At 66.2% G+C, this 23,995-nt stretch carries 25 protein-coding genes; 13 read left to right on the top strand and 12 right to left on the bottom strand.

Annotation, left to right across the window (positions count from 1 at the left end):
* Positions 1–90: 90 nt before the first annotated feature.
* From OSH05_RS18145 to OSH05_RS18130, 4 genes are read right to left on the bottom strand one after another with little or no spacing between them, the layout of a single operon-like run.
* Positions 91–921, bottom strand: coding sequence for an energy-coupling factor ABC transporter ATP-binding protein (locus OSH05_RS18145; RefSeq protein WP_104220336.1), 831 nt, complete (start codon positions 919–921; stop codon positions 91–93).
* On the bottom strand, positions 908–1,762 hold the full coding sequence (locus OSH05_RS18140) for an energy-coupling factor ABC transporter ATP-binding protein (RefSeq protein ID WP_165801661.1): 855 nt from the start codon (positions 1,760–1,762) through the stop codon (positions 908–910). The genes OSH05_RS18145 and OSH05_RS18140 overlap by 14 nt, the downstream gene beginning before the upstream one ends.
* Positions 1,750–2,544: an energy-coupling factor transporter transmembrane component T family protein gene (locus OSH05_RS18135; protein ID WP_104220338.1), complete on the bottom strand. Its 795-nt coding sequence runs from the start codon at positions 2,542–2,544 to the stop codon at positions 1,750–1,752. Before OSH05_RS18135 ends, OSH05_RS18140 begins: the two co-directional genes overlap by 13 nt.
* 39 nt (positions 2,545–2,583) lie before the next feature.
* The gene (locus tag OSH05_RS18130; protein WP_104220402.1) at positions 2,584–3,036 is read right to left on the bottom strand and encodes a PPC domain-containing DNA-binding protein; all 453 of its coding nucleotides are present in this window, start codon (positions 3,034–3,036) and stop codon (positions 2,584–2,586) included.
* 178 nt (positions 3,037–3,214) lie between these two features.
* Here OSH05_RS18130 and OSH05_RS18125 point away from each other — a divergent pair, with 178 nt between their 5' ends.
* Entirely contained in the window at positions 3,215–4,054 is an 840-nt protein-coding gene (locus OSH05_RS18125; protein ID WP_104220339.1) for an alpha/beta fold hydrolase, read from the top strand.
* Here OSH05_RS18125 and OSH05_RS18120 read toward each other — a convergent pair.
* The 6 genes from OSH05_RS18120 to OSH05_RS18095 all read right to left on the bottom strand — a co-directional run bounded on the left by OSH05_RS18120 (position 4,049) and on the right by OSH05_RS18095 (position 9,138).
* Entirely contained in the window at positions 4,049–4,774 is a 726-nt protein-coding gene (locus OSH05_RS18120) for a GntR family transcriptional regulator (RefSeq protein WP_104220340.1), read from the bottom strand. The two genes, OSH05_RS18125 and OSH05_RS18120, sit on opposite strands and share 6 nt — an antisense overlap.
* Before the next feature lie 133 nt (positions 4,775–4,907).
* A complete protein-coding gene (locus tag OSH05_RS18115) occupies positions 4,908–5,696 on the bottom strand; it encodes a class II aldolase/adducin family protein (protein ID WP_104220341.1) in 789 nt (262 codons plus the stop codon).
* 2 nt (positions 5,697–5,698) lie between these two features.
* On the bottom strand, positions 5,699–6,457 hold the full coding sequence (locus tag OSH05_RS18110) for an ABC transporter permease (protein ID WP_104220342.1): 759 nt from the start codon (positions 6,455–6,457) through the stop codon (positions 5,699–5,701).
* Positions 6,439–7,188 carry an ABC transporter permease gene (locus OSH05_RS18105; RefSeq protein ID WP_104220343.1) on the bottom strand — a complete coding sequence of 250 codons (750 nt, stop codon included), beginning with the start codon at positions 7,186–7,188 and terminating at the stop codon, positions 6,439–6,441. The genes OSH05_RS18110 and OSH05_RS18105 overlap by 19 nt, the downstream gene beginning before the upstream one ends.
* Complete coding sequence (locus OSH05_RS18100; protein ID WP_104220344.1) at positions 7,185–8,033, bottom strand: ABC transporter ATP-binding protein; 849 nt, start codon at positions 8,031–8,033, stop codon at positions 7,185–7,187. The genes OSH05_RS18105 and OSH05_RS18100 overlap by 4 nt, the downstream gene beginning before the upstream one ends.
* Before the next feature lie 97 nt (positions 8,034–8,130).
* The gene (locus OSH05_RS18095) at positions 8,131–9,138 is read right to left on the bottom strand and encodes an ABC transporter substrate-binding protein (RefSeq protein WP_104220345.1); all 1,008 of its coding nucleotides are present in this window, start codon (positions 9,136–9,138) and stop codon (positions 8,131–8,133) included.
* 251 nt (positions 9,139–9,389) lie between these two features.
* Here OSH05_RS18095 and OSH05_RS18090 point away from each other — a divergent pair, with 251 nt between their 5' ends.
* From OSH05_RS18090 to OSH05_RS18035, 12 genes are all read left to right on the top strand, one after another.
* Entirely contained in the window at positions 9,390–10,790 is a 1,401-nt protein-coding gene (locus OSH05_RS18090; RefSeq protein ID WP_104220346.1) for an amidase, read from the top strand.
* A gap of 11 nt (positions 10,791–10,801) precedes the next feature.
* Complete coding sequence (locus OSH05_RS18085; RefSeq protein WP_104220347.1) at positions 10,802–11,767, top strand: cupin domain-containing protein; 966 nt, start codon at positions 10,802–10,804, stop codon at positions 11,765–11,767.
* Entirely contained in the window at positions 11,764–12,708 is a 945-nt protein-coding gene (locus tag OSH05_RS18080) for a nucleoside hydrolase (RefSeq protein WP_104220348.1), read from the top strand. Before OSH05_RS18085 ends, OSH05_RS18080 begins: the two co-directional genes overlap by 4 nt.
* Complete coding sequence (locus OSH05_RS18075) at positions 12,705–14,006, top strand: LLM class flavin-dependent oxidoreductase (protein ID WP_104220349.1); 1,302 nt, start codon at positions 12,705–12,707, stop codon at positions 14,004–14,006. The genes OSH05_RS18080 and OSH05_RS18075 overlap by 4 nt, the downstream gene beginning before the upstream one ends.
* Entirely contained in the window at positions 14,003–15,523 is a 1,521-nt protein-coding gene (locus tag OSH05_RS18070) for an aldehyde dehydrogenase family protein (RefSeq protein ID WP_104220350.1), read from the top strand. Before OSH05_RS18075 ends, OSH05_RS18070 begins: the two co-directional genes overlap by 4 nt.
* Positions 15,524–15,533: 10 nt before the next feature.
* On the top strand, positions 15,534–16,463 hold the full coding sequence (locus OSH05_RS18065; protein ID WP_165801662.1) for an ABC transporter substrate-binding protein: 930 nt from the start codon (positions 15,534–15,536) through the stop codon (positions 16,461–16,463).
* Positions 16,454–17,620 (top strand): NAD(P)/FAD-dependent oxidoreductase, encoded by a 1,167-nt coding sequence (locus tag OSH05_RS18060; protein WP_104220352.1) that lies wholly within the window; start codon positions 16,454–16,456, stop codon positions 17,618–17,620. The genes OSH05_RS18065 and OSH05_RS18060 overlap by 10 nt, the downstream gene beginning before the upstream one ends.
* Positions 17,617–17,871, top strand: a complete 255-nt coding sequence (locus tag OSH05_RS18055) for a (2Fe-2S)-binding protein (RefSeq protein WP_104220353.1) — start codon at positions 17,617–17,619, stop codon at positions 17,869–17,871. Before OSH05_RS18060 ends, OSH05_RS18055 begins: the two co-directional genes overlap by 4 nt.
* Entirely contained in the window at positions 17,868–19,274 is a 1,407-nt protein-coding gene (locus OSH05_RS18050; RefSeq protein WP_104220354.1) for an FAD/NAD(P)-dependent oxidoreductase, read from the top strand. Before OSH05_RS18055 ends, OSH05_RS18050 begins: the two co-directional genes overlap by 4 nt.
* Positions 19,271–20,200, top strand: a complete 930-nt coding sequence (locus OSH05_RS18045) for an ABC transporter substrate-binding protein (protein WP_104220355.1) — start codon at positions 19,271–19,273, stop codon at positions 20,198–20,200. The genes OSH05_RS18050 and OSH05_RS18045 overlap by 4 nt, the downstream gene beginning before the upstream one ends.
* 94 nt (positions 20,201–20,294) lie before the next feature.
* Entirely contained in the window at positions 20,295–21,080 is a 786-nt protein-coding gene (locus tag OSH05_RS18040) for an SDR family oxidoreductase (RefSeq protein ID WP_104220356.1), read from the top strand.
* A gap of 134 nt (positions 21,081–21,214) precedes the next feature.
* Positions 21,215–22,147, top strand: coding sequence for a LysR family transcriptional regulator (locus OSH05_RS18035; protein WP_104220357.1), 933 nt, complete (start codon positions 21,215–21,217; stop codon positions 22,145–22,147).
* Positions 22,148–22,213: 66 nt separating this feature from the next.
* On the opposite strand, the gene OSH05_RS18030 is transcribed toward OSH05_RS18035, so the two are convergent.
* Positions 22,214–23,014 (bottom strand): N-acyl homoserine lactonase family protein, encoded by an 801-nt coding sequence (locus OSH05_RS18030; RefSeq protein WP_104220358.1) that lies wholly within the window; start codon positions 23,012–23,014, stop codon positions 22,214–22,216.
* Positions 23,015–23,018: 4 nt separating this feature from the next.
* Positions 23,019–23,942 (bottom strand): NAD(P)-dependent oxidoreductase, encoded by a 924-nt coding sequence (locus OSH05_RS18025; RefSeq protein WP_104220359.1) that lies wholly within the window; start codon positions 23,940–23,942, stop codon positions 23,019–23,021.
* Between the last annotated feature and the right edge of the window lie 53 nt (positions 23,943–23,995).

Below are 23,995 nucleotides of genomic sequence, written 5' to 3'. Positions count from 1 at the left end.
AGATTGAAACGGAATGCGAAAGGCCGGATCGGCTGTCAGCCTCGCCCATTTTTGGGTCCGATGCTGCAATGCGAAAACTAGGCGCGCGACTCATGCGCCGTCAAGCCCCGGTTCGCCGGCGGTGCCCCGCCGCGCCAGATAGGCTCTTGCGAAGGCGTCAGGCGTCAGGCTCGGCGACAGGCCAAGATCAAGCGACAGGCGCAGGACATCCGGCGTCTCGACACCCACGGCCTCCGTCAGCGCTTCGTCGGCGAAGAAGGCCGCCGTCGGCAGGTCCGCCGCCAGAACGCCGCGGGCCAGCCCGAGCACGCGATCGGCCCGCCGCGCGACGAAGTCCATATCGTGGCAGACGAGGACGATCAGCGATCCGCCAGCCTTTTCCTCGGCGATGATCGTCTCGAGGCGCTGCATGGCTGCCCTGTCGAGCCCGCGCTGCGGTTCGTCCAGCAGCAGGATCGGCGGCCGCATGGCGAGCACCGACCCGACGGCGACGAGACGGCGGGCCGAGGCGTCGATGTCGAGGGGGTGCATCGCGCCGGATCCCGATAGCCCGATCCGGTCCAGAACCTCGGCGATCCGTGCTTCCAGCGCCTCGCCGGTCAGACCCTGCTGCTTCGGTCCGAAGGCGATCTCGCCATGGATCGTCGCATTGAAGATCTGCTGCTCCGGCACCTGGAAGACGGTGCCGATGTGCTGGGCCAGTTCGTGGATCGGCGTGTCCGAAGTCGACATGCCGTCCACCGTGATGTGGCCGGCGGCCGGCTGGTAGAGCCCGTTGAGGAGGCGCAGCAGCGTGCTCTTGCCGGCGCCGTTGCGCCCGACGATCGCCAGTACCTCGCCGCGCTGGCCCGAGAAGTGGATATCGCTGAGGACCGGCTTGTCCTCCACATACGCGAAACTGACGTGTTCAACCGATAGCATGGGAGGCCTCGAAGAAGGGACGCGCCTCGGCGAGCGTCAGCGGCAGCGGCCGTTCCTCTGGCCAGGCGCCGGCCTCGCGCAATGCGGCGGCTGTCGCGGCGACCGAGGTCATGCCGAGCGCCTCGATGCAGCGCCGATCGTTCAACACCTCGCTCGCCGTGCCGGTTACCAAGATCCGCCCGGCTTCGAGCAGCATGAAACGGTCGGCGAGCGCCAGCGACGGGCGAAGCGCCACTTCCAGCACGACGATCGTCAACCCGCCCGGCAACTTGTCGATCTGCTCGATCAGATCGTCGCGCGACTCCGGGTCGAGATTGGAGGTCGGCTCGTCGAGGACGAGCACGCGCGGACGCATGGCGAGCGCGGCGGCGATGGAAAGCCGCTGCTGCTCACCCCCGGAGAGCGTGAACGGATCGCGCTCGGCCAGATGAGCAACGTTGCAGATCGCCATCGCTTCCTCGACGCGCTGGCGGATTTCCGCTTCCGGAAGCGCGAGATTGCACGGGCCGAAGGCGATTTCCTCATAGACGGTGAAGGCGCAACCGGTCAGCTGCTGTGAGGGGACCTGCCCGACATACTGGATAGCCGAGGCGCGGTCTGCGATCGACCATTCCGTCCAGTCGCGCCCCTCCATCGTCACGGTGCCGTGTTCGGCCTTCAACGCGCCCTCGGGCAGATGGCCGGAGAGCCATTTGGCGAGCGTCGTCTTGCCGGCAGCGTTTGGCGCGAGGATGGCGACGCGCTCGCCCGCCTCGATCGACAGGGAAAGCCCGTCCAGGATGGGCGTCTCGGCCTGCGGGAAACGGAAGCGAAGGTCGTGGATCTCGATCAGAGGCGCCAAAGCAAAGGCAATCCCAGTTGGAGCACGGCGAGGGTCAGCAGAAGGCGGCGCAGCCATATCTGGAAGGTCGAATCCGGCGGTGCGTTGATGACGGTTCGGCGGTTATGGGCGCGGAAAGCCCTGCCGGAAAGGATCGAGGCGCGGTGGTCGAGATCGGACAGCGCCAGCGTGATCAGCGGAACGAGCAGCACCGGCAGAGCCTTGGCCCGGGCCTTCCATGAGCCGGTCAGGTCGAGTCCGCGCACGCGCTGCGCGTCGCGGATCGCGTGCGCCCGCTCGGTGAAGGGCTCGATCAGCAGCAGGGGGCTGGCAATCAGATAACCGACACCCGGCGGCACGCCGCGCTGGTCGAGCGCCTTCAGCATTTCGGACGGGTGCGTGGTCGTGACGAAGAGCAAGGTTGCCATCAGCATGGCGGCGACCCGCATGAACACCCGAAGCGCATAGTCGAGGCCGGTGGTGCTGACCTGAAGCGGCCCCAGGGCGGCGAAATCCTGCCGGTCGATCAGCAGGCCGTGCACGACGACGAGCGCGACACCGATCGGCACCATCGTCATCAGCAGCCGCTTGACCGCCCGTCGGCCCACGCCCGTGACCAGCGCCACCAGGATTGCGGCAAGTGCCACAGTTGCCGATCCCGCCGTCGGCAGCACGATCGCCGCCGAGATCATCCATAGCAGCAGGCAGAGGCTCGTCAGCGGGTTGGCCTTGTGCAGGAAGCTGTTGCCTGCCGAATAGAGCAGGGACGGCTTGCTGGCCTTGTTCTTCGCGGCACTCGCCACTTCACTGCCCTTCCGGCTCGCGGGAGCGCTTCGGGTCCATCATACCGCGCGCCGGCGAACGACGAGTTCGTCCCAGGTCGAGAGGGCGCATGTTTCGCGGCTGAACGAAAGATCGGTGAGTTCCAGCACGACGATCTCGCATGTCGTCCGCACCAGGCAGCCGGACAGCATGTGGCCGCCGAACATGTCGCCCTTGTGGTCGGAGCAGGAGATGTGGACATGACCGCCGGTCGCCTCGACCGTGCCGATCATGGAAACGATCTCGAACAAGCCTTCACGCAGATGGCCACCCGGCTGGGCGGCGTAGCGGATCATGGCATGAGTCAGGCTGCCGACGACGGTGACGATGGCGGCGGCCGGCAACTGGTTCGCGGCAACGAAGGCCTGCAGCGTATCGAGCACATCCTCGCCCGGCTCCAGCCTCATGGCGAAAAAGCGGCCGCCGCTGGGGATCGCTTCGGGAACGGATATCGGTCTTGCGACGACGGTCATGGCGTCATTGTCCACAGGGATATGATTTCTGTATGCAACTATCGTTTCTTTGGATAAGCCCGGTCAAGGCAGCCGATTGCGGAAATAGCGATCGGTCATTGCCTCGCGAATGGGCAGGCCGAAGGGCAGCTTCCTGCATTACGATTGGCCTGTCGCATAGAAGCACTGGACCTCCCGCATGTCACGAAATCCTCTGTCGGCCATTTCGCCCGGCAGTGAAAAAACCTTGCGGCGAACCTTTGCGGTCCACGCCGCGGACGGCCTCCCGATCGAGGTGCGCGACCATGGCGGTGAGGGACCCCTCCTGTTGTTCATCCATGGTTGGAGCTGCAATCAGGACTTCTGGGCGCCGCAGATCGAGCCGCTTTCGCTGCGCTTCCGCGTTGTCACGATCGACCTGCCTGGTCATGGCGAGGCGAACGCGAAGAGGGGCGACCGGCGGTGGTCGATCGAAGCTTTCGGCGCCGATGTTGCCGCCGTTGTCGATGCGCTGGGCGCCAGCGATGTCGGCCTGGTGGGTCATTCCATGGGTGGCGCGGTCGCGGTCGAGGCGGCGCTAGCGCTGGGCCCGAAATGCCGCTTCATGCTCGGCGTCGACACCTTCAACGAGGCCGCCTTTTACGGCCGCCGGCCGGATGGGGAAATCCGCGAGCGCTGTGCGGCTTTCGGTGATGATTTCGCCGGCACGATGCGCGGAATGGTAGGCGCGATCACCGATCCCTCGGTCGATCCGGCGGTCGTCGCGTGGATCGGGGACGCCATGGCTTCCTCCCGTCCACCGGTCGCGCTCGCCGTTCTGGAGGCGCTGCTCGCCTGGGACATCGAGGCGCGCTGGGGCGAACTCGCCGTCCCTGCCGCGACGATCAATTCAGCGATGCTCGCCGCGCGCAACGAACTGCTCGACCTTCCGGGCCTCGACGTCCGCCTCATCGGCAATACCGGTCATTTCCCGATGCTGGAAACGCCGGAGGCCTTCAACGCCTTGGCGCTCGGCCTGCTGGAAGGCCGCTTCTCATAGCGACTGCGTCAGACCGGGCGGCAGCGACGAGATGAAGTCGGCCATATCGTCGCCGAGGAGATTCACATGCTCGCTCGCGGCACGGAAAGCTGTCTCCGCGTCGGCGCGTTCGATCGCTTCCAGGATTCGCTCATGCTCGCCGATGGTCGCGGCCATGCGGCCTGGTTGGTGGGTGACATGGCGGCGATAGGCAGCCACGCGGCGCCGCAGCGCCCGCGTCTGGCCGGCGAGAAAATGCGTATGCGCCGCATCGTAGAGCGCGTCATGGAACTCATGATTGACGGCGTAGAATCGCTCGGGATCCTTCGTATCCAGCGCGTCGATCAGCTTGGCGTGGATGGCGCGCAGATTGGCCTTCTCGGTCAGCGTGGCGCGGCGGGCCGCGAGCTTGGCGCACAGCCCCTCCAGCGCCGCCATCATCTCGAACATCTCCAGCAGGATGGGGATCGAGATGGTGGCGACCGTGACGCCCTGCCGGCCCTTGACCTCGACGAGGCCCGTGGCGATCAGCGCCTTCAGCGCCTCGCGCACCGGGGTACGCGAGACATCGAACTGCGTTGCGATTTCCGCCTCGTCGAGCTTCGAGCCGGGCTGAAGACGGCCCGAGACGATCATCTCTTCAAGCTCGTTGCGAAGGTCCTCCGAGAGCGTGCCGCTGCGTACGCGGATCGTCACCGCTTCCTCCGTCACTGCCGCCTGGCTGCGTCCGCGCGCCGTCATGATTCCCGCCTGTTTCGCCCTGCTTCCAACAATCCGGTCCGGTTCGGTGGGCCTGCCCACCCGACGCTTGCGGACCTCGCCATGGCTGTATTCTCGAAATGCGGTTCTGTATGCAACGAGCGACTACCTGGATTCAATTGCGATAGCTCGGGTCGGTCCGGTCGAGGAGCCGGATGAAGGCCGGCCATTCCCGCGTGCCGGGGGCACGAATGTCGCCGTGATGGTCGTTGAACTGCCGCGCCGCCTTGTCGGTTATCTCGTCCCCCGGCAAAGCGAGATGGGCGCCGCCGGCGATACCCGTTTGTGCGAGCAGCTGAACCCGCGCCGCCTTCTCGAAATAATACATCAGGATAAACGCTTCCTGAATGGTGCGGCCTGTGGTCAGCACGCCATGATTGCGCAGGATCAGCGTGTTGTGCGGTCCGATATCGTCGATGAGGCGCTGACGTTCGTCGGTATCGATCGCGACCCCTTCATAGTCGTGGACCCCCATATGGCCCTGGTAACGCATGGCGAACTGGCTGACCGGCAACAGGCCTTCCTCCAGCGCCGAGATGGCGGTCGCGGCCTCCGAATGCGTATGCAGGACACAGAGCGCATCCTCGCGGCCTGAGTGGATCGCCGAATGGATGACGAAGCCGGCCTGGTTCACCTCATGGTCGCTCGGCTCGACCTTGTTGCCGTCGAGGTCGATCTTGACGAAGCAGGAGGCGTCGATCTCCGAGAAGAACAGGCCGTAGGGGTTGATCAGGAAATGATGCTCCGGCCCCGGCAGGCGGACGGAGATGTGATTGTAGATCAGATCATCCATGCCGAAATGCGCAATGAGGCGGAAGCAGGCGGCGAGCTGGATGCGCAGCGCCGCCTCGTCTGTCGAGCCGATATCGAGCGCGGGATCGGCATTGGCCGGGAACGGCGCCATGTTCATCTCCACCATACGAGCTTGCGGTCGAGGGCAACCAGCACGCCATAAAGCGCGAGACTGGCCAGCGAGGCGACGAACACCGCCGCCCAGACCGTGAGAGAATCGACCTGTGCGGTCGCCTGATAGATGACTTGCCCGATGCCGCTATAGGCGCCCATCATTTCCGCCACGATGACGGCGATGGTGCTGCGGGCAAGGCCGACGCGAAGGCCGGTGACCAGCGAGGGCATGCCGGCCGGGAGCTGGAGCCGCCAGAGAATGCCAATCCGGCTGGCCCCGAAGGAGCGCATCAGATTGATCGCCTCGGCGTCGGGCCGCTTCAGGCCGGACAGCACATTCAGCAGCACGACGAAGACGACGGCGAGCGCGCCGATCGCGATCTTGGAACTCATGCCAAGCCCGAACCAGAGCAGCACCAAGGGCACGAAGGCGATCGACGGCACCGCATTGATGACCATGGCGAGCGGCATCAGCATGATCTCCAGCACCGGCAGCAGGATCATGAGCACGGCGAGGAGAATGCCGAGTGCGGATCCGATCAGGAAGCCGCCGACCGCCTCGACCAGCGTGACATAGAGTTGCCCGCCGAAGAATCCGATGCGGCCCAGGGCGGTTGCGAGGATCTCGGCCGGCTTCGGCAGGATGTAAGTCGGCACGTCCAGCACCGCCGCGCCAAACTGCCAGGCGAGCAGCAGCAGAACGAGCGCCGCGGCGACGGGGAGGGCGTTGCCAAGCGACTTCAATCGGGTCGCCACCATACGAACCTCCTTTCGAGAAGCGCGAGCGCGCCATAAAGCAGCGTTCCGAGCACCCCGCAGGCGATAATCAACACCCAGACGCGGGCGATCTGCTCGAAGTAAAGCGCCTGCAACAGCATGACGCCGAGACCGACCGTATCGCCGAACCATTCGCCAACGACCGCGCCGGCAAGGCTGAGCGCCACGGCGAGTTTCATGCCGATGATAATGTTCGGCGCCGCCGTCGGCAGTTGCAGCTTGAGAAAGAGGGTGAGGCGAGAGGCGCCGAAACTCCGCATCAGCGCGATGCGTTGCGGATCGGCCTGTTCGAGGCCGCGCAGCGTGTTCACCGCGACCGGGAAGAACGCAAGGTAGAGCGCGATCACGACCTTGGCGAGGATCGTATTGCCGAACCAGATGACGACGATCGCGCCAAAGGCGATGACGGGCACGGTCTGGAGCGCGACGAAGATCGGGAAGAGCGCACGCTCAAGCAGCCGCGAGGAGGCAAAGGCGATGCCGAACGCAATGCCGAGCAGCGAGCCCGCGAGGAAGCCCAGCACGGTCTCCAAAAAGGTCCGCCAGAAGCCGGCGGCGAGCTCACGCCAGACCGAGGCGGCATCGGCGATTACGACGGGGAGGGCGGGCAGGTAGCGCGGCTCGATCTTGAACAGCGGCACGCAGACAAGCCAGAGCAACGCGACGATCAGCACCGCGGCATAGGGCGTGCGGACGGCGTCGCGGATCGTCATGCTCGTGCCGCCATGGCGCTGGCGAAGGTCTTCAGGCTCTCCTCCTCGACGATGGCGAGGAGCCTTCGCTTGACGTCCATAAATTCCGGCGTCGTCACCACGGAGACGTCGCGCGGGCGGGGCAGCGTGATCGTTTCCTGACATTTGATCGCGCCCGGCCGGGCTGTCATGACGACGACCTTGTCGCCTAGGAAGATCGCCTCGTCGATGTCATGGGTGATGAACAGGACCGTACGCCGGTGCTTCGCCCAGATGTCGAGCAGCCAGCGCTGCATCATCGAACGCGTCAGCGCGTCGAGAGCGCCGAAGGGCTCATCGAGCAGGATCAGATCGCGTTCAAATAGGAAAGTGCGCATCAGCGCAACGCGCTGGCGCATGCCGCCCGAGAGCTGGTGCGGATAGTGTTGCTCGAAGCCTTCGAGACCGAATTCCGGGAATAGGGCTTCGGCCTTCTGCCTAGCTAGGCGTTTCGACAGGCCTTCGACTTCCAGCGCCAGCGTTGCGTTGTCGAGCACGGTACGCCAGGGGAAGAGCAGGTCGCGCTGCGGCATGAACGCGACCTTGCCGAGCAGCGCGCCGTCCTGCTGGGCCTTGCCCTTCAGGAGGATCGAGCCGTCGGAATCGGGCGGCAGCAGGCCGGCGATCATGTTGAAAAGCGTGGACTTGCCGCAGCCCGAGGGGCCGATCAGCGTGACGAACTCGCCGGGCTGGATCGCCAGGTCGACATTGCGAACCGCAACCGTCTGCTTCTCGCCATCGCCGAACCGTTTCCAGACGTTGACGAGTTCCATATAGGGCTGACCGGGCGCCATCGCCTCGGTCTGAGCTTCCGCCGGGTCGGCCATCCGCTCTCCTTGCTTGCTGCAACTGCGCTGAGCGACCCACCGCGATTGTCTACGGCGGGTCGCCTGTATTCGGCGGCTGTGGGGCGGCGCCGAAAACCTACATCTTCTTGTCTTCGGCCGGGACCTTCTCCCAGAACGAGGTGTCGAAGGCTTCCTTGACGTCGACCGGCGTCTTCATCGCGCCGAACTTGATCAAATCGTCCTGCACCTTGCCGATCGAGACGAGGTCGATCGCGCCGAGACCTTCCGAGGAGCCAAGCTTGGCAACCATGAGGCGCTCGATTTCGGCCAGCATCAGCTCCTGATGCTTGCGCTCGAGGCCGGGGCCCGACGCCATGACAATGTCGACGGCCTCGTCCTTGTGCTCGAACGCGTATTTCCAGCCCTTGAGCGTCGCGTTCAGGAAGGCCTGAACCTGCTCGGGCTTCTCGGTGATCATCTTCTCGGAGGTGACGATCGCGTCCTGCTGCGTCGTGACGCCGGAATCATCGGGCAGGAACAGCTTGATGTTGTCGATGCCCTGTTCCTTCAGCGTGTTCAGCTCGTTGTAGAGCGTGACCGTCGCGACATCGAATTGCTTGTCGATGAAAGGCTGCATCGAGAAGGGCTGCGAGACGATGTCGACTTCGTTTTGCGGCAGACCTTCGGCGGCGAGCACGGAGTAGAGCGTATATTGCGGGCCGACCATCCAGGTGGCGACCTTCTTGCCCTTGAAGTCCTTGACCGAATTGATGCCGGATTCGGTGTAGGCGACATAGGCGAAGGGCGTCATCTGCTGCGACATGGCGATCGCCTTCAGCGGCAGCTTCTTTTCGCGCGAATAGAGCACGCCCTCGGTGCCGGAAGCGACGCCGAAGGTATCGGCGCCGGAGGCGACGAGCGTTTCGACATTGATGTTCGGGCCGCCGGGATTGACTGTCACGTCCAGGCCGGCTGCCTCATAGAAGCCCTTGGCCTTGGCGACATAGACGCCGGCGAACTGCGCCTGCGGCAGCCATTTGAGACGGACGGAAACGGGCTCGGCGGCGCCGGCTGGCGCTGTCGCAGACCATGCGGCTGCCGCGGCGACGACCGCCATGGCAAGTCCATGCTTGAAGAACGTCATGACCGACACTCCGGTTGATGTATGCAGAAAGTGCTCAGCAATATGCATGCCAGTCGCAGTTCGGCACTCCAGGCCGGCCTCCCATCTATAAGGAGTCCAATCCGCGAGCTTCGCGGTACCCAACTCTCGCATCGCCACGCTTATGGGCGGCCGTCGCTCACATTATGGGCAATGATTATCCAGAATGTCATTTATTGTATACGCCATCCTGGCAGGCGCGATGCGCGGCCGATCCCCAGTCGGATGAAGGCATGACCGAGCAGCAACTTTGGGCGGAGGAGTTCACGGCCCTGGCGCCGCATCTCGATAGCGGCACGGTAACCTCCGTCGCGCTCACCGAACTGATGATCGAGCGCGTAGCCCGCTTTGACGGCGCGCTCCATTCCTATGTCGCCATCGAGCCGGAACTGGCGCTGGCCGCCGCCGCCAGGGCCGATGCCGAGATCGCGGCCGGTCTCCGGCGCAGCCCGCTGCACGGCATTCCCGTTGCGGTGAAGGACGTCTTCTACACCACCGACATCAAGACCAGCCTCGGCTCGTCGATCTACGCCGACTGGCAGGTGCCGCATGAATCGACGACGACGCAGCGCCTGCGCGATGCCGGCGCGATCCTGCTCGGCAAGCTGACGGCGACCGAAGGCGTCTATGCCCAGCATCATCCAACGGTCACCGAGCCGATCAATCCCTTTGGCGCGGCACACTGGACCGGCAACTCCTCCAGCGGCTCCGGCGTCGCCGTCACGTCGGGCCTGGCCTATGGCACGCTCGGCACCGATACGGGTGGCTCGATCCGCCTGCCTTCGGCCTCCTGCGGTCTGACCGGCATCAAACCGACCTGGGGCCGCGTCTCGCGCCACGGTGTATTCCCGCTCGCCGAATCGCTCGATCATGTCGGCTCCATGGCCCGCTCCGCGAAGGACGCCGCCGCGCTGCTGCAGGTGATCGCCGGGGCTGATCCGCTGGATCCGACCGCTTCCCCGAACGTGGTTCCCGATTATCTCGCCGAGATCGAGGGCGGCGTTGCCGGCTTCACCATCGGCATAGACTGGAGCTTCATGCGGGCGAAGGCCGACGACGAGGTGCTGGCTTCCATCGAGGCGGCCGTCGGGGTGATGACCGGGCTCGGTGCGTGCTTCGTCGATGTGAGCTTTCCCGACACGCAGGCCATTCTCTATGGCTGGCATACGCAATGCGCGGTCGAGGCCGCCATCGCGCATCGCGACACCTTCCCCGCAATGCGCGACCAATATGGCGAGCGGTTGGCAGCGCTTCTGGACCATGGCAGCCGCGTCACTGCGTTCGAACTGGCCGAGGCCTTGAAATCGCGGCGCTCATTCAATGGTGCGATCGCGCTGATGTTTGACCCGATCGACCTGCTGCTGGTCCCGACCATCCCCGTGGCCGGTCCGACGCTTGAATATATGTCGACGCTGGGCCCCGACCCTGACGGCATTCTCGCTGTCGGGCCGTTCAACGCACCTTTCGACGTGTGCGGTTATCCGACGATCACGGTACCTTGCGGCGCCAGCCGTTCCGGCATTCCCATGGCGTTCCAGTTCGCCGGCAGGCCGTTCGCGGAAGCACTGATTTGCCGTGCCGCCCATGCCTATCAGACCGTGACCGACTGGCATCGTCGCCGTCCGGTACTTTGAGGAGAGATCCGATGACCAGCCAGCCCGCGCCGAAGCCGGCTCCGATCGACATGGCGGAGATGCCGGTTCAACTCCCCTCCGGTCCCAATGGACCCGCGGCGGCCCGGGCGCGCTTCTTCAACTCCGGCAATGCATTCAACGTCAAGCTTCCGCCGGTTCCGGCGACGCGCTTCGTGAGCGAGCCGGAACTCGCCCTCTCTTCGGGCGCGACCGGCTTCTATGCCTGCGACCAGTCGGCGGCGATAGGCTCGCCTTTTCCGTCCACGACGCCTCTCATGCTGGCGCGCTATGCGTCGATCGCTCCCCGGGAAACGCTCACCGCCGATTTCCGCGCAACGGGTGCCATCTGGTACGTCATCCGTGGCTCCGGCTCGGTCGCAGCGGGAACCGAGGCCTTCGATTTCCGCCCGGGCGACGTCTTTCTGGCACCCGGCGGCGTGCCGACTAGCCTTTCGGCCCTTGATGGCGGCGCTGTGCTCTGGGTTGTCACAAACGAGCCTCAGCTCGCCTTCGATTCGCTCCGCCCCGCCGATTCCGCCGAGGCGCCGGTCGACGCCGTGCATTATCCGGCGGGCGAGATCGCGCTCCAGCTTCAGAAGGTGATCGAAGCCGCGCAGAACGCCACGACCTCAGGCATCGCGCTCATCTTCTCCTCCGACCGCCAGGAGGCGGCCCGCAACATCCTGCCGACGCTGACGCTCTCGTTGAATACCGTTCCGGCCGGCGAGCAGCAGCGGGCGCATCGGCACAATTCGGCGGCGATCACGCTGATCCTGAAGGGCGAGAACTGCTATTCGATGGTCGGCGGTGAGCGCTGCGACTGGTCACCTTTCGCGACGCTGGTGACGCCGGCGACCGAGCCGCATTCCCATCACAATGACAGCGACGAGCGCGCCATGTTCCTGATCGTCCAGGATGGCGGCCTGCACTATCACGCCCGCACCATGGGCTTCACATTCCTGGATGCAGCCAAGTGACCACGCGCCTGATTATCGACACGGATACGGCCGGCGACGACTGCTTTTCGCTGCTGCTCGGTCTCCTGCATCCGAATGCCAGCCTGGAGGCGGTGACGATCTGCAATGGCAATGTCGCCTTCGACCTTCAGGTCGAGAACGCCCTGCACACGATCGAGGTCGCGGGGCGGGGCGGGGAGGTGCCGGTCTATCTCGGCAGCGCCCGCCCGCTGATGGGCCGCTGGCGCGCCGCGAGCTATCACGGCTCCAACGGCATGAGCGAGATGGTGTTCGAGAAGGCGAAGCAGCGCCCCGAGGCGAAGCACGCCATCGACGCCATCATCGATCTCGTCATGGCCAATCCGGGCGAGATCTCGATCATCGCGCAGGCGCCGCTGACCAATATCGCGCTCGCCTATTTGAAGGAGCCGCGCATCGCCAAGGCGCTGAAGCAGCTCTGGATCATGGGCGGCACCGACAACGCGGTCGGCAATGTCACGCCGGCTGCCGAGTTCAATTTCTACGTCGATCCGGAGGCGGCGAAGATTGTGCTGGAAGCCGGCTTCAACGTCACGCTCTCGACCTGGACGCTGACGCTCTCCTCCGGCTTTTTCCATGCCGACACGATCGAGCGCATCGCCGGCCTCGGGACGAAGCTCTCCAAATTCTACATGGACGTATCGGAGACGCCGATGAAGACCGCGCGCGAGCGCTATGGCGCGATCATGAACACCCATCCGGATTCGCTGACCACCGCCATGGCGATCGACGAAAGCCTGATCCTCGAAAGCGTCGAGGCGGTGGTCGAGATGGAAGTCGGCGGCGAGACGACGCGCGGCTTCTCCGCCGTCTATCCGGCCGGCCTGGTGGAAGGCTGGGAGAAGAAGACGCCCAATGCCCGCATCGTGCGCAAGGCCGATAAGGCCGGTTTCGCCGACATGATGATTTCGGTGCTCAAATGACCAAGCGACAGATCCATCTCGGCCTGTTCATCCTCGGAACGGGCAGCCATATCGCCGGCTGGCGCTATCCGGGCGCCTTCGACAGCTTCCAGGACCTCAAGCAGATTCAGGAGATCGGGCGGATTGCCGAGCGCGGCAAGTTCGACCTGATCTTCATGGGCGACAATCTCTATGCCGATCCGGCCGCGCATCCGTCCTATACGGCCCGGCTCGAGCCGCTGACGATGCTTTCGGCCCTCTCCGTCACGACAAGCCATATCGGCCTTGGTGCGACGGCCTCGACCACCTATGGCGACCCGTTCAGCACGGCGCGCGCCTTCGCCTCGCTCGACCATATCTCGAATGGCCGCGCCGCCTGGAATGCGGTGACGACGTCGAATGCGGCGAGCGGCGCCAATTTCGGGCGTGAACACCCCGATCATGCGCTGCGCTACGAGATCGCCGAGGAATTCGTCGGCGTCGTGAAGCAGCTCTGGGATTGCTGGGACGACGACGCGATCGTCGCGGATCGGGAGAGCGGGCTTTATATCGATCCTGCCAAGGTCCATGCGCTGGATCACGACGGCAAATGGTTCCAGGTGAAGGGGCCACTCAATATCGGCCGCTCGCCGCAGGGCCAGCCGATCGTGCTGCAGGCCGGCGGCTCGGCTCCGGGCCAGCGCCTGGCGGCGCGCACGGCCGACGTCGTCTTCTCCGTCGTGCAGGATCTCGCCGAGGCGCAGCAGCAATATGCGTCGTTCAAGGCGCTGCTGCCGGAATTTGGCCGCCGCGCGGAGGACGTGACGGTGCTGCCGGGCGTGATGCCGGTCGTCGGGCGCACCGACCGCGAGGCGTTCGACAAGCTGAAGACGCTGCAGGGTTTCGTCTCATCGACCAATGCCTTCGCGATGCTCTCCGATCGCTTCGGCAAGGATATGAGCGTCTATAATCTCGATGGCCCGATCCCGGACGATCTGAAGCCCTCCGACGCCTATCATGCGTTTGCGAGCGTCATGCTGGCCAAGGCGAAGCGCGAGAACATGACGCTGCGCGATCTGTATAACCTGACGGCCGCCGCGCGCGGGCACTGGGTCCTGTGCGGCTCGGCGGAGACCATCGCCGATACGCTGCAGCACTGGTTCGAGAACGGCGCCGCCGACGGCTTCAACATCATGCCGCCCTATTTCCCCGGCGGCTTCGACGATTTCGTCGATCTGGTCGTGCCGATCCTGCAGGAGCGCGGCCTGTTTCGCGCTGACTATGAAGGTACGACGCTGCGCGACCATCTCGGCCTCGCGCGGCCGGAGCCGAAGCGATGACGGCCGACACCGCAGGCTGGGCGGAACTGCCGTTCTTGTCGGGCCGGCTGCTGCATTATGGCGGCGCCTTTCAGGAGGCCCGTTCGGCGGCGATGATCCCGGTCGTCAGTCCCGCCAGCGGCGCGCGCTTCGGCGCCGTGCCGCTCGCGGGAGCCGACGATGTTGCGGCGGCGATGGACGCCGCTTCGGCGGCGGCGCCGGCCTGGGGCGCGCTGGATGCGCTCGACCGTGGCCGGCATCTGCGCGCACTGGCCGAGATCGTGCGCAGCCGCATCGGCGAGCTGGCGACCTTCGAATCGGCGATCACCGGCCGGCCGATCCGCGAGATGCGCGCGCAGATGGGCCGTATTCCGGAGTGGCTCGACTATTTCGGCGGCATCGCCGCGGGCCTTGAAGGCGAATCCAATCGCCTGCGCGGTGGCTTCCTCTCCTATACCGCCTATGAGTCGCATGGCGTCTGCGCGCTGCTGACGCCGTGGAACCATCCCATCCTCATTCTCGTCAAGAAGCTGGCCGCCGCGCTCGCCGCCGGCAATACGGTGGTGGTCAAGCCATCCGAACTCGCCCCGGCCACCCCATTGCTGCTGGCGGAATGGTGCCGCGAGGCCGGCCTTCCGGCGGGGGTCGTCAATGTCGTCACCGGCGACGGCACGACCGGCTCGCTCGTCTGCAACGCACCGGCCGTCCGCCATATCGACCTGACCGGCGGCACGGGCACGGGCCGCAAGGTCGCGGCCGCGGCTGCCGCGCGCCTCGTGCCTTGCACGCTGGAGCTCGGCGGCAAGACGCCGGTCGTGATCTTCGAGGACAGCGACATCGACGAAGCGGCGGCCGGCGCCGTCTTCGCCGCCTTCGTCGCGGCGGGACAGACCTGCGTCTCCGCCAGCCGTTTCATCGTCGCGGAGGCGATCTACGAGCCGTTCATCGAGGCCTTCGTGGCGCGCGTCGAGGCGCTGCGGCAGGGCGATCCGGCCGACCTTGCGACCGATATCGGTCCGGTGATCTCGGCCACCTCGCGCGACCGCTGCCTCGCCTATATCGAGACCGCCAAGGCGGAAGGCGCAAGGCTCGTCGCGGGTGGCGGCGTGCCGTCTCTTCCGGCACCGTTCTCGGGCGGCAACTTTGTCGAGCCGACGGTCTTCGCCGATGTCGCACCGTCGATGACGCTGTTCCGCGAGGAGGTCTTCGGCCCGATCGCGGCCGTGACGCCGTTCTCCGGCGAGGCCGAGGCGCTCGCGATCGCCAATGACACGCCCTATGCGCTCGGCGCCTCGATCTGGACGCGCGACGTGGCGCGGGCGCACCGGATGGCCGGCAAGGTGCGGGCCGGCATGATCTGGGTGAACGATCATCACAAGAACGATCCGCGCTCGATCTGGGGCGGGTTCGGCGACAGCGGCTACGGCACCGAGAATGGCTGGGACGCGCTCCGCTCCTACCAGAGGAAGCGCAACGTGCTGGTCTCGACGGCGGAGCGGTTCGACGACTGGTTCGCCGGTGGCAAGCGTTATGGATAGGCGAGGCGACGTGCAGCCCATCAAGATCCGCCTTCTCTGGCACCCGCAGCCGCAATTCGCCGGCTATCTGATCGCCGAGCATGAGGGGCTGGCGCGCGATGTCGGGCTGGACCTCAAATGTGTGCCGCTCGATTTCGCCAAGGGCCCGATCGCGGCACTGCTGGATGGCGACGTCGATTTCGCCGTGGCGAGCCCGTCGCACATGCTGGAAAGCGGCCGTTCGGAGGAACTGGTTTTCCTGCTCGCGATCCAGCAGGAGAGCGCGCTGGTCTATCCAGCACGGCGCAGTGCGGGCATTGCGCGGCCCACGGATCTTGCCGGCCATCGCATCGGCGTCTGGCCGGGCCGCGAAGACCTCGAACTCACCTTCATGCTGAAGCGCGCCGGCCTCGCGCTCGACGCCTATGAGCGGATTGCGGTGGGCGACACGGTCGGCGCCATGATGGACGGTCGTGTCGACTGCGCGCAGATGACGACCTATCACGAGATCCATCATCTGGAGCACGCGGCCGGATCGCTCGACGATTTCGTCCTCTTCCGCGCCGCCGATTATGGCGCGTCGCTGCTCAAGGATGGGCTCATCGCCCGGCGCGATTTCGTCGCCGCCAACCCGCACATCGTTCAGGCCGTGGTCAATGCCGTGCTGACGGGCTGGACCAAGGCCTTCCACAATCTCGAAGCAGCGATCGCGCTCTGCTGCCGGCTGCGGCCGGATATGGCGCGGCTCGAACAGGAGGGCCAGCTGGCCGATATCCGCGCGCTCGCGCTGGCCGGCGCGACCCTGACGCAGGGGCTCGGCTATCCCGATCCGAAGCATATCCGCCAGGCGCTGGTCGCCATGTCGGAAGTCGAAGGGCACGCGCCGGCGGAAGAGGGTCTGGTCGACGATCGCTTCTGGCGCGCTGCGCCGGAGGCTGTGCGGAGCGCCGCATGGGGATGAAACCGGGTGCGGGCATGAAGGCGGACGCGGTCGTCGTGGGCGCCGGGGTGGTGGGCGCGGCCGTTGCGCGCGCGCTCGCCGTTGCGGGCCGCCGCGTCGTCATCATCGAGCAGGGCGTGCCGGGCGGCGCGGTCTCCGGCGCGAGCCTCGCCTGTATTGGCACGCATATGATGGACGAGGACGAACTGCCGCTCCTCAAATGGTGCTGCGACGAATGGGCGGCGTTTGCCGAGGCCGCGCCGGACTTCGAATATTCCCGCTGCGGCCAGTTGCGGTTCCTGAAGCAGGAGAGCGAGCGCCGCTCCGCCGATGAGTGGATCGGCATCGAGACCGCAGCCGGCCTTTCGCCGACGCTGCTCGATCCCGAGGCCGTGCGCCGCATCGAGCCGGAGCTGACCGGTCCGATCCATGCCGCGACCTGGTCGCCGAATTCGGCCGTCGTCAATCCCTTCCTCGCCGTGCGCCGCCTGCTCGAAGCCGCGCAGGCGGCGAGGGCAACGCTGGTGAGCCGAAATCCGGCGACGGCGCTGCGGGTCGTCGGCGGGCGCATCGCGGGCGTCGAGACGGCCGATGGGCCGATCGAGGCGGGGATCGTCGTGATTGCCGGCGGCCCGTGGACCGCGAAGCTCGCGGCGACGGCGGGTGTCCAGTTGCCGATCGTGCCGCGCAAGGCGCAGTGTCTCGCCACCGTCTCGGTCCCGCGTTCGATCCGCACCGTCGTCGGTGCCTGCAAGGCGGAAGGCGGCGTCGATGCCGGCTATACGCAGATCCAGCAGGCGATGAGCGGCCAGATCCTGTTCAACACCGTCCTCGAAGGCGGCGTCACGGCGGCCGGCAGTCCGGACGATATTCCCGAGGTCGACCGCGCCTTCATCCGCGATTCCATCGCGACACTGCTCTTCCTCTTTCCGAAGTTCGCAGAGATCGACCTGCTGCGCTCCTGGGTGCGCTACGAGGCGGTGACGCCGGATGATCGTTTCCTGACCGGGCCGGCGGGGCCGGACGGCCTCTTCGTCGCCGCGGGCGATGGCGGTACCGGCTTCGTGCGCTCGCTCGGCATGGCCCGCATCATCGCGGACCTCGTCGCCGGCCGCGAAAGCCCGTTCCGGCGCGATCTCTATGACCCGGCCCGGTTCGACAGGAGGGCGGCCGCATGAGCGCGCTCGTCACCATCGATCTCGATGGCCGCGCGGTCGAGGCGGAGGCGGGGCGCCCGCTGGGCGCGCTGCTCCATCGCGAGCTGAATGCCGTGCTTCGTCATACGGCGAAGGACGGCGCGCCGCGCGGACTCTTCTGCGGCATGGGCGTGTGCTTCGATTGCCTGGTCCGTGTCGATGGGCGCGAGGGCGTACGCGCCTGCGTGACGCCGATCCGCGCCGGCATGCGCGTCGAGACGGTGCGCTCATGAGTGGACCCATGAGGCGGATCGAGACGGATCTGCTCGTCGTCGGCGGCGGCCCGGCCGGTCTCGAAGCCGCGCGGGCCGCGGCGGAAGCGGGCATTGCGGTCGACCTCGTCGACGCCGGATTTCGTCCGGGCGGACAATACTGGATGCAGGACCCGACGGGGGCTGCGCCGCTCTCCGTGCAGGGCGAGGAGGGGGCGGCGGCCATCGCCAAGTCCCAGGCCAGCGGTGTTGCCTTCCATGCCGGCGCCGAGGTTTTCGCTGCCTTTCCGGATCGGCGCGTTCTGGCGAATACGGCGGACGGCCCGATCGAATTCGTGCCGCGCGCCATCATCGTCGCGACCGGCGCGCATGACCGCGCGATGCCATTCCCCGGCTGGACCTTGCCCGGTGTCATGACGCCGGGCGCCGGCCAGCGCCTCGCCAAGCTCGGCGGGGCGAGTGCCGGCGAGCGAGTCGTGCTCGCCGGCAGCGGGCCGTTCCTGCTGGCGGTGGCCGAGACGCTGGTGAAGCTCGGCAAGCCGCCGGTTGCGCTGATCGAGGCCCGGCACACCGATTTGGCGATCATCGCTCATCTCGCGCGCCATCCCGGCCGCTGGCGCGAGGCGGCTAGGCTGTTGGTGGCGGCCCGTGCCATTCCCGAGCGGCGCAGCGGCTGGATCGTCACCGAGGCGATCGGCGATGAGCGCGTCACGGCTATCCGCATCGCGCCGGTCGATCGCAGCGGGCGAATCGATCGCGATCGTTCCGAGACCATCGGCGGGATCGATGCGCTGCTGGTCGGCTGGGGCTTCCGGCCGATGATCGAGCTGACGGCGCTGCTGCGCTGCCGGCACGAGCATGATCCGGCGCTCGGCGGCTGGCATTGCATCACGGACCGGGCGAGCGGACGCACCTCGGTTGAAGGCGTCTATGCCGCCGGGGAAGTCACGGGCATTGCCGGCGCCGTTCCGGCCCGGCTCTCGGGTCGCCTCGCCGGGCTCTCTGCTGCGGCCGACCTCGGCGCCGATACCGCAGGCGACGAGAGCGAGCGCGCGAGCCTCGGGGAACAGCTCGCCCGGGCGCGTGCCTTTTCCGATGGCCTCGGGCGGCTCTATGCGCCGCCCGCCGACCTCGCGACATTGGCCCAGGACGACACGATCGTCTGCCGCTGCGAAGAAATCACGCGCGCCGAAATCGCTTCAGCCTTCGCTGCGGGGACCGACGCCGTCGCGGGCGCCAAGATCTGGACGCGGGCCGGCATGGGACGCTGCCAGGGACGCATCTGCGGCGCCGCCATCGCGGACATCGCAGCCGCCGAGACCGGCATCACGCCGCGCGAGGCTGGCTTCAACCCGCCACGTATCCCGCTCAGGCCCGTGCCGCTCTCGGCTGTTTTGGAAGCAACACGGGACGGGCAGGAATGACGGATCACGTCTCGCTTCAGCTCAAATGGCTGCATCAGGCCCAGTTCGCCGGATATTATCTGGCCGAGGACGCCGGCTATTATGCCGAGGCCGGCCTGGACGTCGATATTCGCGTCGGGGGCCCCGGTGTCGATCCGGAGGTCGCCGTCGCGACGGGTGAAGCGGATTTCGCGCAGGGCGGGGGCCTCGAGAGCGTGCTCGCGGCGCGTGCCGAAGGTCTCCCCGTGGTGGCGATCGCCGCGCTCTTCCAGAAGATCGATGTCGTCTATATTGCCCGGCGCGGATCCGGCATCCGGTCGCTGGCGGACTTCGCGGGCCGGCGGGTGAGCACGTGGTACACCGGCGTGCATCTCATCCTGCGTGCGATGCTGCGGCGGGCCGGCGTGGATCTCTCCACGGTCGACGAGGTGGTGCAGGCGGCCAGCATGCAGCCTTTCGTCGATGGCGAGGTCGCCGTCGCCGCGGCGACATTCTACAACCAGTTGCCGAAGCTCGAAGCGTCCGGCATCGACGATCTCGTTGCGTTCGATCCGGCCGATTTCGGCATCGTCATCCCGCGCGATCCGATCATCGCCGCGGATAGCACCTTGCAGGACAGGCCCGATGTCGTGGGCCGTTTCCTGACGGCGAGCCTGCGCGGATGGCACAGATCCTTCGAACGGCAGGACGAGGCGGTCGCCGCCGTCCTGCGCCGCAGCCCGGATCTCGATTCCGCGCATCAGGCCATCATGATCCGCGAGGTCGCCGCGCTCGCCCGTCTCGGGGATGGGGCGGCGAGGGGCATCGGCTATATCGATCCCGCCCGCGTGCGGGATGCCGAGCGGTTCCTGTTCGAGCATGGCCAGCTTTCCCGCTCCGTCCCGCCGGAGGAAGCCAGCACCATGGCGTTCTGGCGCGATGTCCGCACGATCGGATCGGATCGATGAGCCGCGCCCATTCACCCTTCACGAGCGGCCGGGTCCATGCGAGCGCGTCGCATGCCGCAACCGGCCCGACCCATTGCCACAACAGGAGAATTTCATGGATCTGCGTCTGACCGGCAAGAAGGTGCTCATCACCGGTGCCTCGCAGGGGATCGGGGCCGGGCTTGCCAGGGCCTTTGCCGATGAAGGCTGCGAGGTGCGCCTGACGGCGCGCAATGTCGAGAAGCTTCATGCGATCCGCGCCGAGATACTCGCCGAAGCGCCCGAGCTCTCGGTCGAGCTCTTCCCCATGGACCTGACGGAAAGCGGCGCGGCGGAGCGGCTCGCGGATGCCGTCGGCGACGTGGACATCCTCGTCAACAATGCTGGCGTCATCCCCTCAGGCTCGTTGTTCGACGTCGACGAGGCCAAGTGGCGCGCCGGCTGGGAGCTGAAGGTCTTCGGCTATATCAATCTGTGCCGGCTCTATTATCCGCGCATGAAGGCGGCGGGCGGCGGCGTCATCATCAACAATATCGGCAATGGCGGCGAGGTCACCGACCCGCGCTACATCGCCGGCGCCGTGGGCAATGCGAGCCTGATGCACTTCACCCGCGCGCTCGGCGGCTCCAGCCTCGACGACAAGATCCGCGTCGTCGGTGTCAATCCAGGTCCGGTCAACACGGACCGTATCTACAATATGCTGAAGAAGCGCGCGAAGGACATGTTCGGCGACGAGAGCCGCTACGGTGAACTCGAAAGCACCTATCCGCTCGGCCGTCCGGCCCATGTCCATGAGGTGACGGACCTGATCGTCTTCCTCTCCTCCTATCGCGCGGGCTATGTCACCGGCACCATTGTGACGGTCGATGGCGGCATCGCCTCCCGCCGGTCGATCATCTGAAGCGCGACGTGGTCCCGTCGATGGGCCGATATCGGATATATCGGCTCGCGCCGGATCGCCGTCTTCTATAAAATCGTTCCAAAATCTCACGCATCGGCGAGCGAAAGCGCTCCGGTGCCGGATGGGTTGGAACATTGGAAATCAGACAGCTGCAGGTCTTCCATGCCGTAGCGGCGGCGGGAAGCCTTTCCAAGGCGGCGCTGGCCCTCTCGGTGACGCAGCCGATGATCACCCGGCATATCAAGGCGTTGGAGGACGCTCTCGGTGTCGAACTCTTCTATCGCAATGGCCGTGGCGTCGTGCTGACCGAAGCGGGACAACTGCTCAAGATCCACGCCGAGGACATCCTGGATCGCGTCTCCCATGCGCGGAGCGAGATCGGCATGCTGCAAGCCTCGCCGAAGGGCAAGCTGGTGCTGGGCGTGCCGCCATCCGTTGGCACGGTGCTGACCGTCCCGCTGGTCAAGAAGATCAAGAACGAGTTCCCCAACATTGCCCTTCAGGTTATCGAGGGCTTCAGCGGCCATTGCCTTGAATGGCTGACCTCGGGCCGCATCGACGCGGCCGTGCTCTATAACTCGCCCAACCATCCCTCGGTGCTGACCGAGCCGCTGGTCGAGGACGAGCTCTTTCTGCTCGGTCCTGAGCCGCCGCTCCACGATCTTGGCGACGGGCCTGTCGGGCTCGATGTCTTCGCGACCCTGCCGATGATCCTGCCGAGCCGCCCGCACGGGCTGCGACGCCTCATCGATACGCTGCTTTCCGAGCACGGCATCTATCCGCGCATCGAGATGGAGCTGGAGGCGATGCCTTCGACCCTGCTGCTGGTCGAGGAGGGGGCCGGATATACGATCCTGCCCTATGCGTCGGTGCATGGCCTCGTCGAGGCTGGCCGCATCCATGTCTGGCCGTTCGAGCCGCGCATCACGCGCACGCTCCTGCTCGCGACCTCGTCGCAACGTCCGATGAACTCGATGATCCGCACCGTGATCCGCACGGTTCGAACCGAGGTTCGCGACATCATCACGACGCAGCCCTGGCGGCCGGGGTCGAAGAAGGCGGGATAGGCGCTATCGCTTTATTAGGTCGCGTTTTCTTCACGCGAACCGGTCCCCACTTCGCTCGAAAACGCTCTACGGCCCGATCGGATCGAGGTCGAGCCGCAGGATGTCGTCGACCCCGTCGATCGCCTTCGGATAGAGGCGGCAGACCAGCGGATCATGCCCCGGAATGATGTGGTTCCGCGAACTGGCGAGCTGGCGCATCCGTTTTACCCCCTCCAGCGCGTCGGAGACGCTGTCGAGTACGGGGAACGGCCGCTCGCGGTCCATGTTGGCGTAGAAATGTGCGGCGTCGGAGCCGAGCACGACGGCGCCGCGCGCGGTCTCGACGCGGACGACCTGCAGGCCACGGGAGTGGCCTCCGGTGCGGTGGACGCTGATGCCGGGCGCGATCACCTCGTCCTGGCCATGGAAGGCGACGCGGCCGCAATAGAGCCGGTGCACCATCGCCGTCACATCGTCGACTTCGAAGGGATGGCGCATGATGTCGTGGCACATGCAGCGCCCGGTCGCGAACTCCATCTCCGCATCCTGGATATGGAAGGTCGCGGCCGGGAAGAGGTGATTGTTGCCGGCGTGGTCGTAGTGGAGATGCGAGATGATCACGTCGCTGACGGCGGCGTGGTCGATCCCGATCATCGCGAGACCCGTCTCGACCTCGCGCACGATATGCCGTCCGCGCTTCGTCGCCATGGCCCGGTCAAAGCCTGTGTCGAGCACGAAGGTCCGCAGGTCGCCGACGATCGCCCAGACAAAATAGTCGAGCGGCATATCGACGCCATGGCTGTCGCCGCCGAGGAAATTCTCCCAGGAGCGCCGCTCGTGATGGCCGTAGCGGATCGCGAAGATCCGGTACGTGTCTCCTCCGCTCATGTCCTCACCCCGCCTTGACGACGGCTGGCTCGACAGCCTTGCCGACCTCGACATGGGCGTAGTTCTCGACGACCTTGACCATGCTGGTGAAGTCCGAATCCGGGCCATAGAGCGAATTGGTCATGCAGAGCATCTGCCGGACGGCGCTGCCGACCACCATGGGGACGCCCATGGCTTCCGCTTCGTCGAGGCAGAGACGCACATCCTTGAACGAGAGACCAGTGGCGAAGCCGAAGTCGAAGGTGCGCGGCAGGATCGACTTGGGAAACTTGTCCTCAGTCGCACTGTTGCGTCCGCTGCCGGCATTGATGACGTCGAGCATGACCTTGGGATCAAGCCCAGCCTTGACGCCCATTACCACCGCCTCGGACGAGACAGCGAGCGCGGCGGCGGCCAGCAGGTTGTTGGCGAGCTTCATCGTCTGTGCCGCCCCGGGCGTCTCGCCCATGAAGAAGAGGCGGCCGAAAATGGCGAGGATCGGCTCCACCGCCGGGTAGGTATCGTTCGGGCACGAGACCATGACGGCGAGCTTGCCGTTGCGTGCCCCGGCAAGGCCTCCCGACACCGGCGAGTCGACCGACGCGATCCCACGCGCCTCCAGCGCCGCAGCGACCTTCGCGGCCATGCGCGGGCCGGTCGTCGAGATATCGATGAATACGCGGATTGCCTTGCCGTCGATGATGCCGCCCTCGGCGATCACCACCGCTTCCAGAATCTGCGGCGAGGGCAGGCTGGCGATCACGATCGGGGCCGCGTCGGCGACCGCGCGGGCACTGGCTGCCGCGCTTGCGCCGGCTGCCACGAGATCGGCCACCGCCGCCGCGTCGCGGTCATAGACCACAAGCTCGTAACCGGCCTGGATGAGGCGTTTCGCCATCGGATTGCCCATCTTGCCGACACCGACGAAGCCGATCGTTCCGAGCGCCATGTGTAACCTCCCTCTATCGCCCGTCGGAGGGCGCACCGCCATCTTGGCGGATC

The sequence above is a fragment of the Kaistia algarum genome, from assembly GCF_026343945.1.
Taxonomy (GTDB): Bacteria; Pseudomonadota; Alphaproteobacteria; order Rhizobiales; family Kaistiaceae; genus Kaistia; species Kaistia algarum.
This window is presented reverse-complemented; position numbering and strand designations above follow the sequence as displayed.

Bases quoted from the DNA above. Each gene is read 5' to 3' on its own strand.
- OSH05_RS18125 (WP_104220339.1), top strand. From the start codon at position 3,215: ATGTCACGAAATCCTCTGTCGGCCATTTCGCCCGGCAGTGAAAAAACC.
- OSH05_RS18130 (WP_104220402.1), bottom strand. From the start codon at position 3,036: ATGACCGTCGTCGCAAGACCGATATCCGTTCCCGAAGCGATCCCCAGC.
- OSH05_RS18040 (WP_104220356.1), top strand. From the start codon at position 20,295: ATGGATCTGCGTCTGACCGGCAAGAAGGTGCTCATCACCGGTGCCTCG.
- OSH05_RS18120 (WP_104220340.1), bottom strand. From the start codon at position 4,774: ATGACGGCGCGCGGACGCAGCCAGGCGGCAGTGACGGAGGAAGCGGTG.
- OSH05_RS18025 (WP_104220359.1), bottom strand. From the start codon at position 23,942: ATGGCGCTCGGAACGATCGGCTTCGTCGGTGTCGGCAAGATGGGCAAT.
- OSH05_RS18060 (WP_104220352.1), top strand. From the start codon at position 16,454: ATGGGGATGAAACCGGGTGCGGGCATGAAGGCGGACGCGGTCGTCGTG.
- OSH05_RS18105 (WP_104220343.1), bottom strand. From the start codon at position 7,188: ATGACGATCCGCGACGCCGTCCGCACGCCCTATGCCGCGGTGCTGATC.
- OSH05_RS18045 (WP_104220355.1), top strand. From the start codon at position 19,271: ATGACGGATCACGTCTCGCTTCAGCTCAAATGGCTGCATCAGGCCCAG.
- OSH05_RS18110 (WP_104220342.1), bottom strand. From the start codon at position 6,457: ATGGTGGCGACCCGATTGAAGTCGCTTGGCAACGCCCTCCCCGTCGCC.
- OSH05_RS18090 (WP_104220346.1), top strand. From the start codon at position 9,390: ATGACCGAGCAGCAACTTTGGGCGGAGGAGTTCACGGCCCTGGCGCCG.
- OSH05_RS18100 (WP_104220344.1), bottom strand. From the start codon at position 8,033: ATGGCCGACCCGGCGGAAGCTCAGACCGAGGCGATGGCGCCCGGTCAG.
- OSH05_RS18070 (WP_104220350.1), top strand. From the start codon at position 14,003: ATGACGGCCGACACCGCAGGCTGGGCGGAACTGCCGTTCTTGTCGGGC.
- OSH05_RS18095 (WP_104220345.1), bottom strand. From the start codon at position 9,138: ATGACGTTCTTCAAGCATGGACTTGCCATGGCGGTCGTCGCCGCGGCA.
- OSH05_RS18050 (WP_104220354.1), top strand. From the start codon at position 17,868: ATGAGTGGACCCATGAGGCGGATCGAGACGGATCTGCTCGTCGTCGGC.
- OSH05_RS18030 (WP_104220358.1), bottom strand. From the start codon at position 23,014: ATGAGCGGAGGAGACACGTACCGGATCTTCGCGATCCGCTACGGCCAT.
- OSH05_RS18075 (WP_104220349.1), top strand. From the start codon at position 12,705: ATGACCAAGCGACAGATCCATCTCGGCCTGTTCATCCTCGGAACGGGC.
- OSH05_RS18085 (WP_104220347.1), top strand. From the start codon at position 10,802: ATGACCAGCCAGCCCGCGCCGAAGCCGGCTCCGATCGACATGGCGGAG.
- OSH05_RS18145 (WP_104220336.1), bottom strand. From the start codon at position 921: ATGCTATCGGTTGAACACGTCAGTTTCGCGTATGTGGAGGACAAGCCG.
- OSH05_RS18115 (WP_104220341.1), bottom strand. From the start codon at position 5,696: ATGGCGCCGTTCCCGGCCAATGCCGATCCCGCGCTCGATATCGGCTCG.
- OSH05_RS18055 (WP_104220353.1), top strand. From the start codon at position 17,617: ATGAGCGCGCTCGTCACCATCGATCTCGATGGCCGCGCGGTCGAGGCG.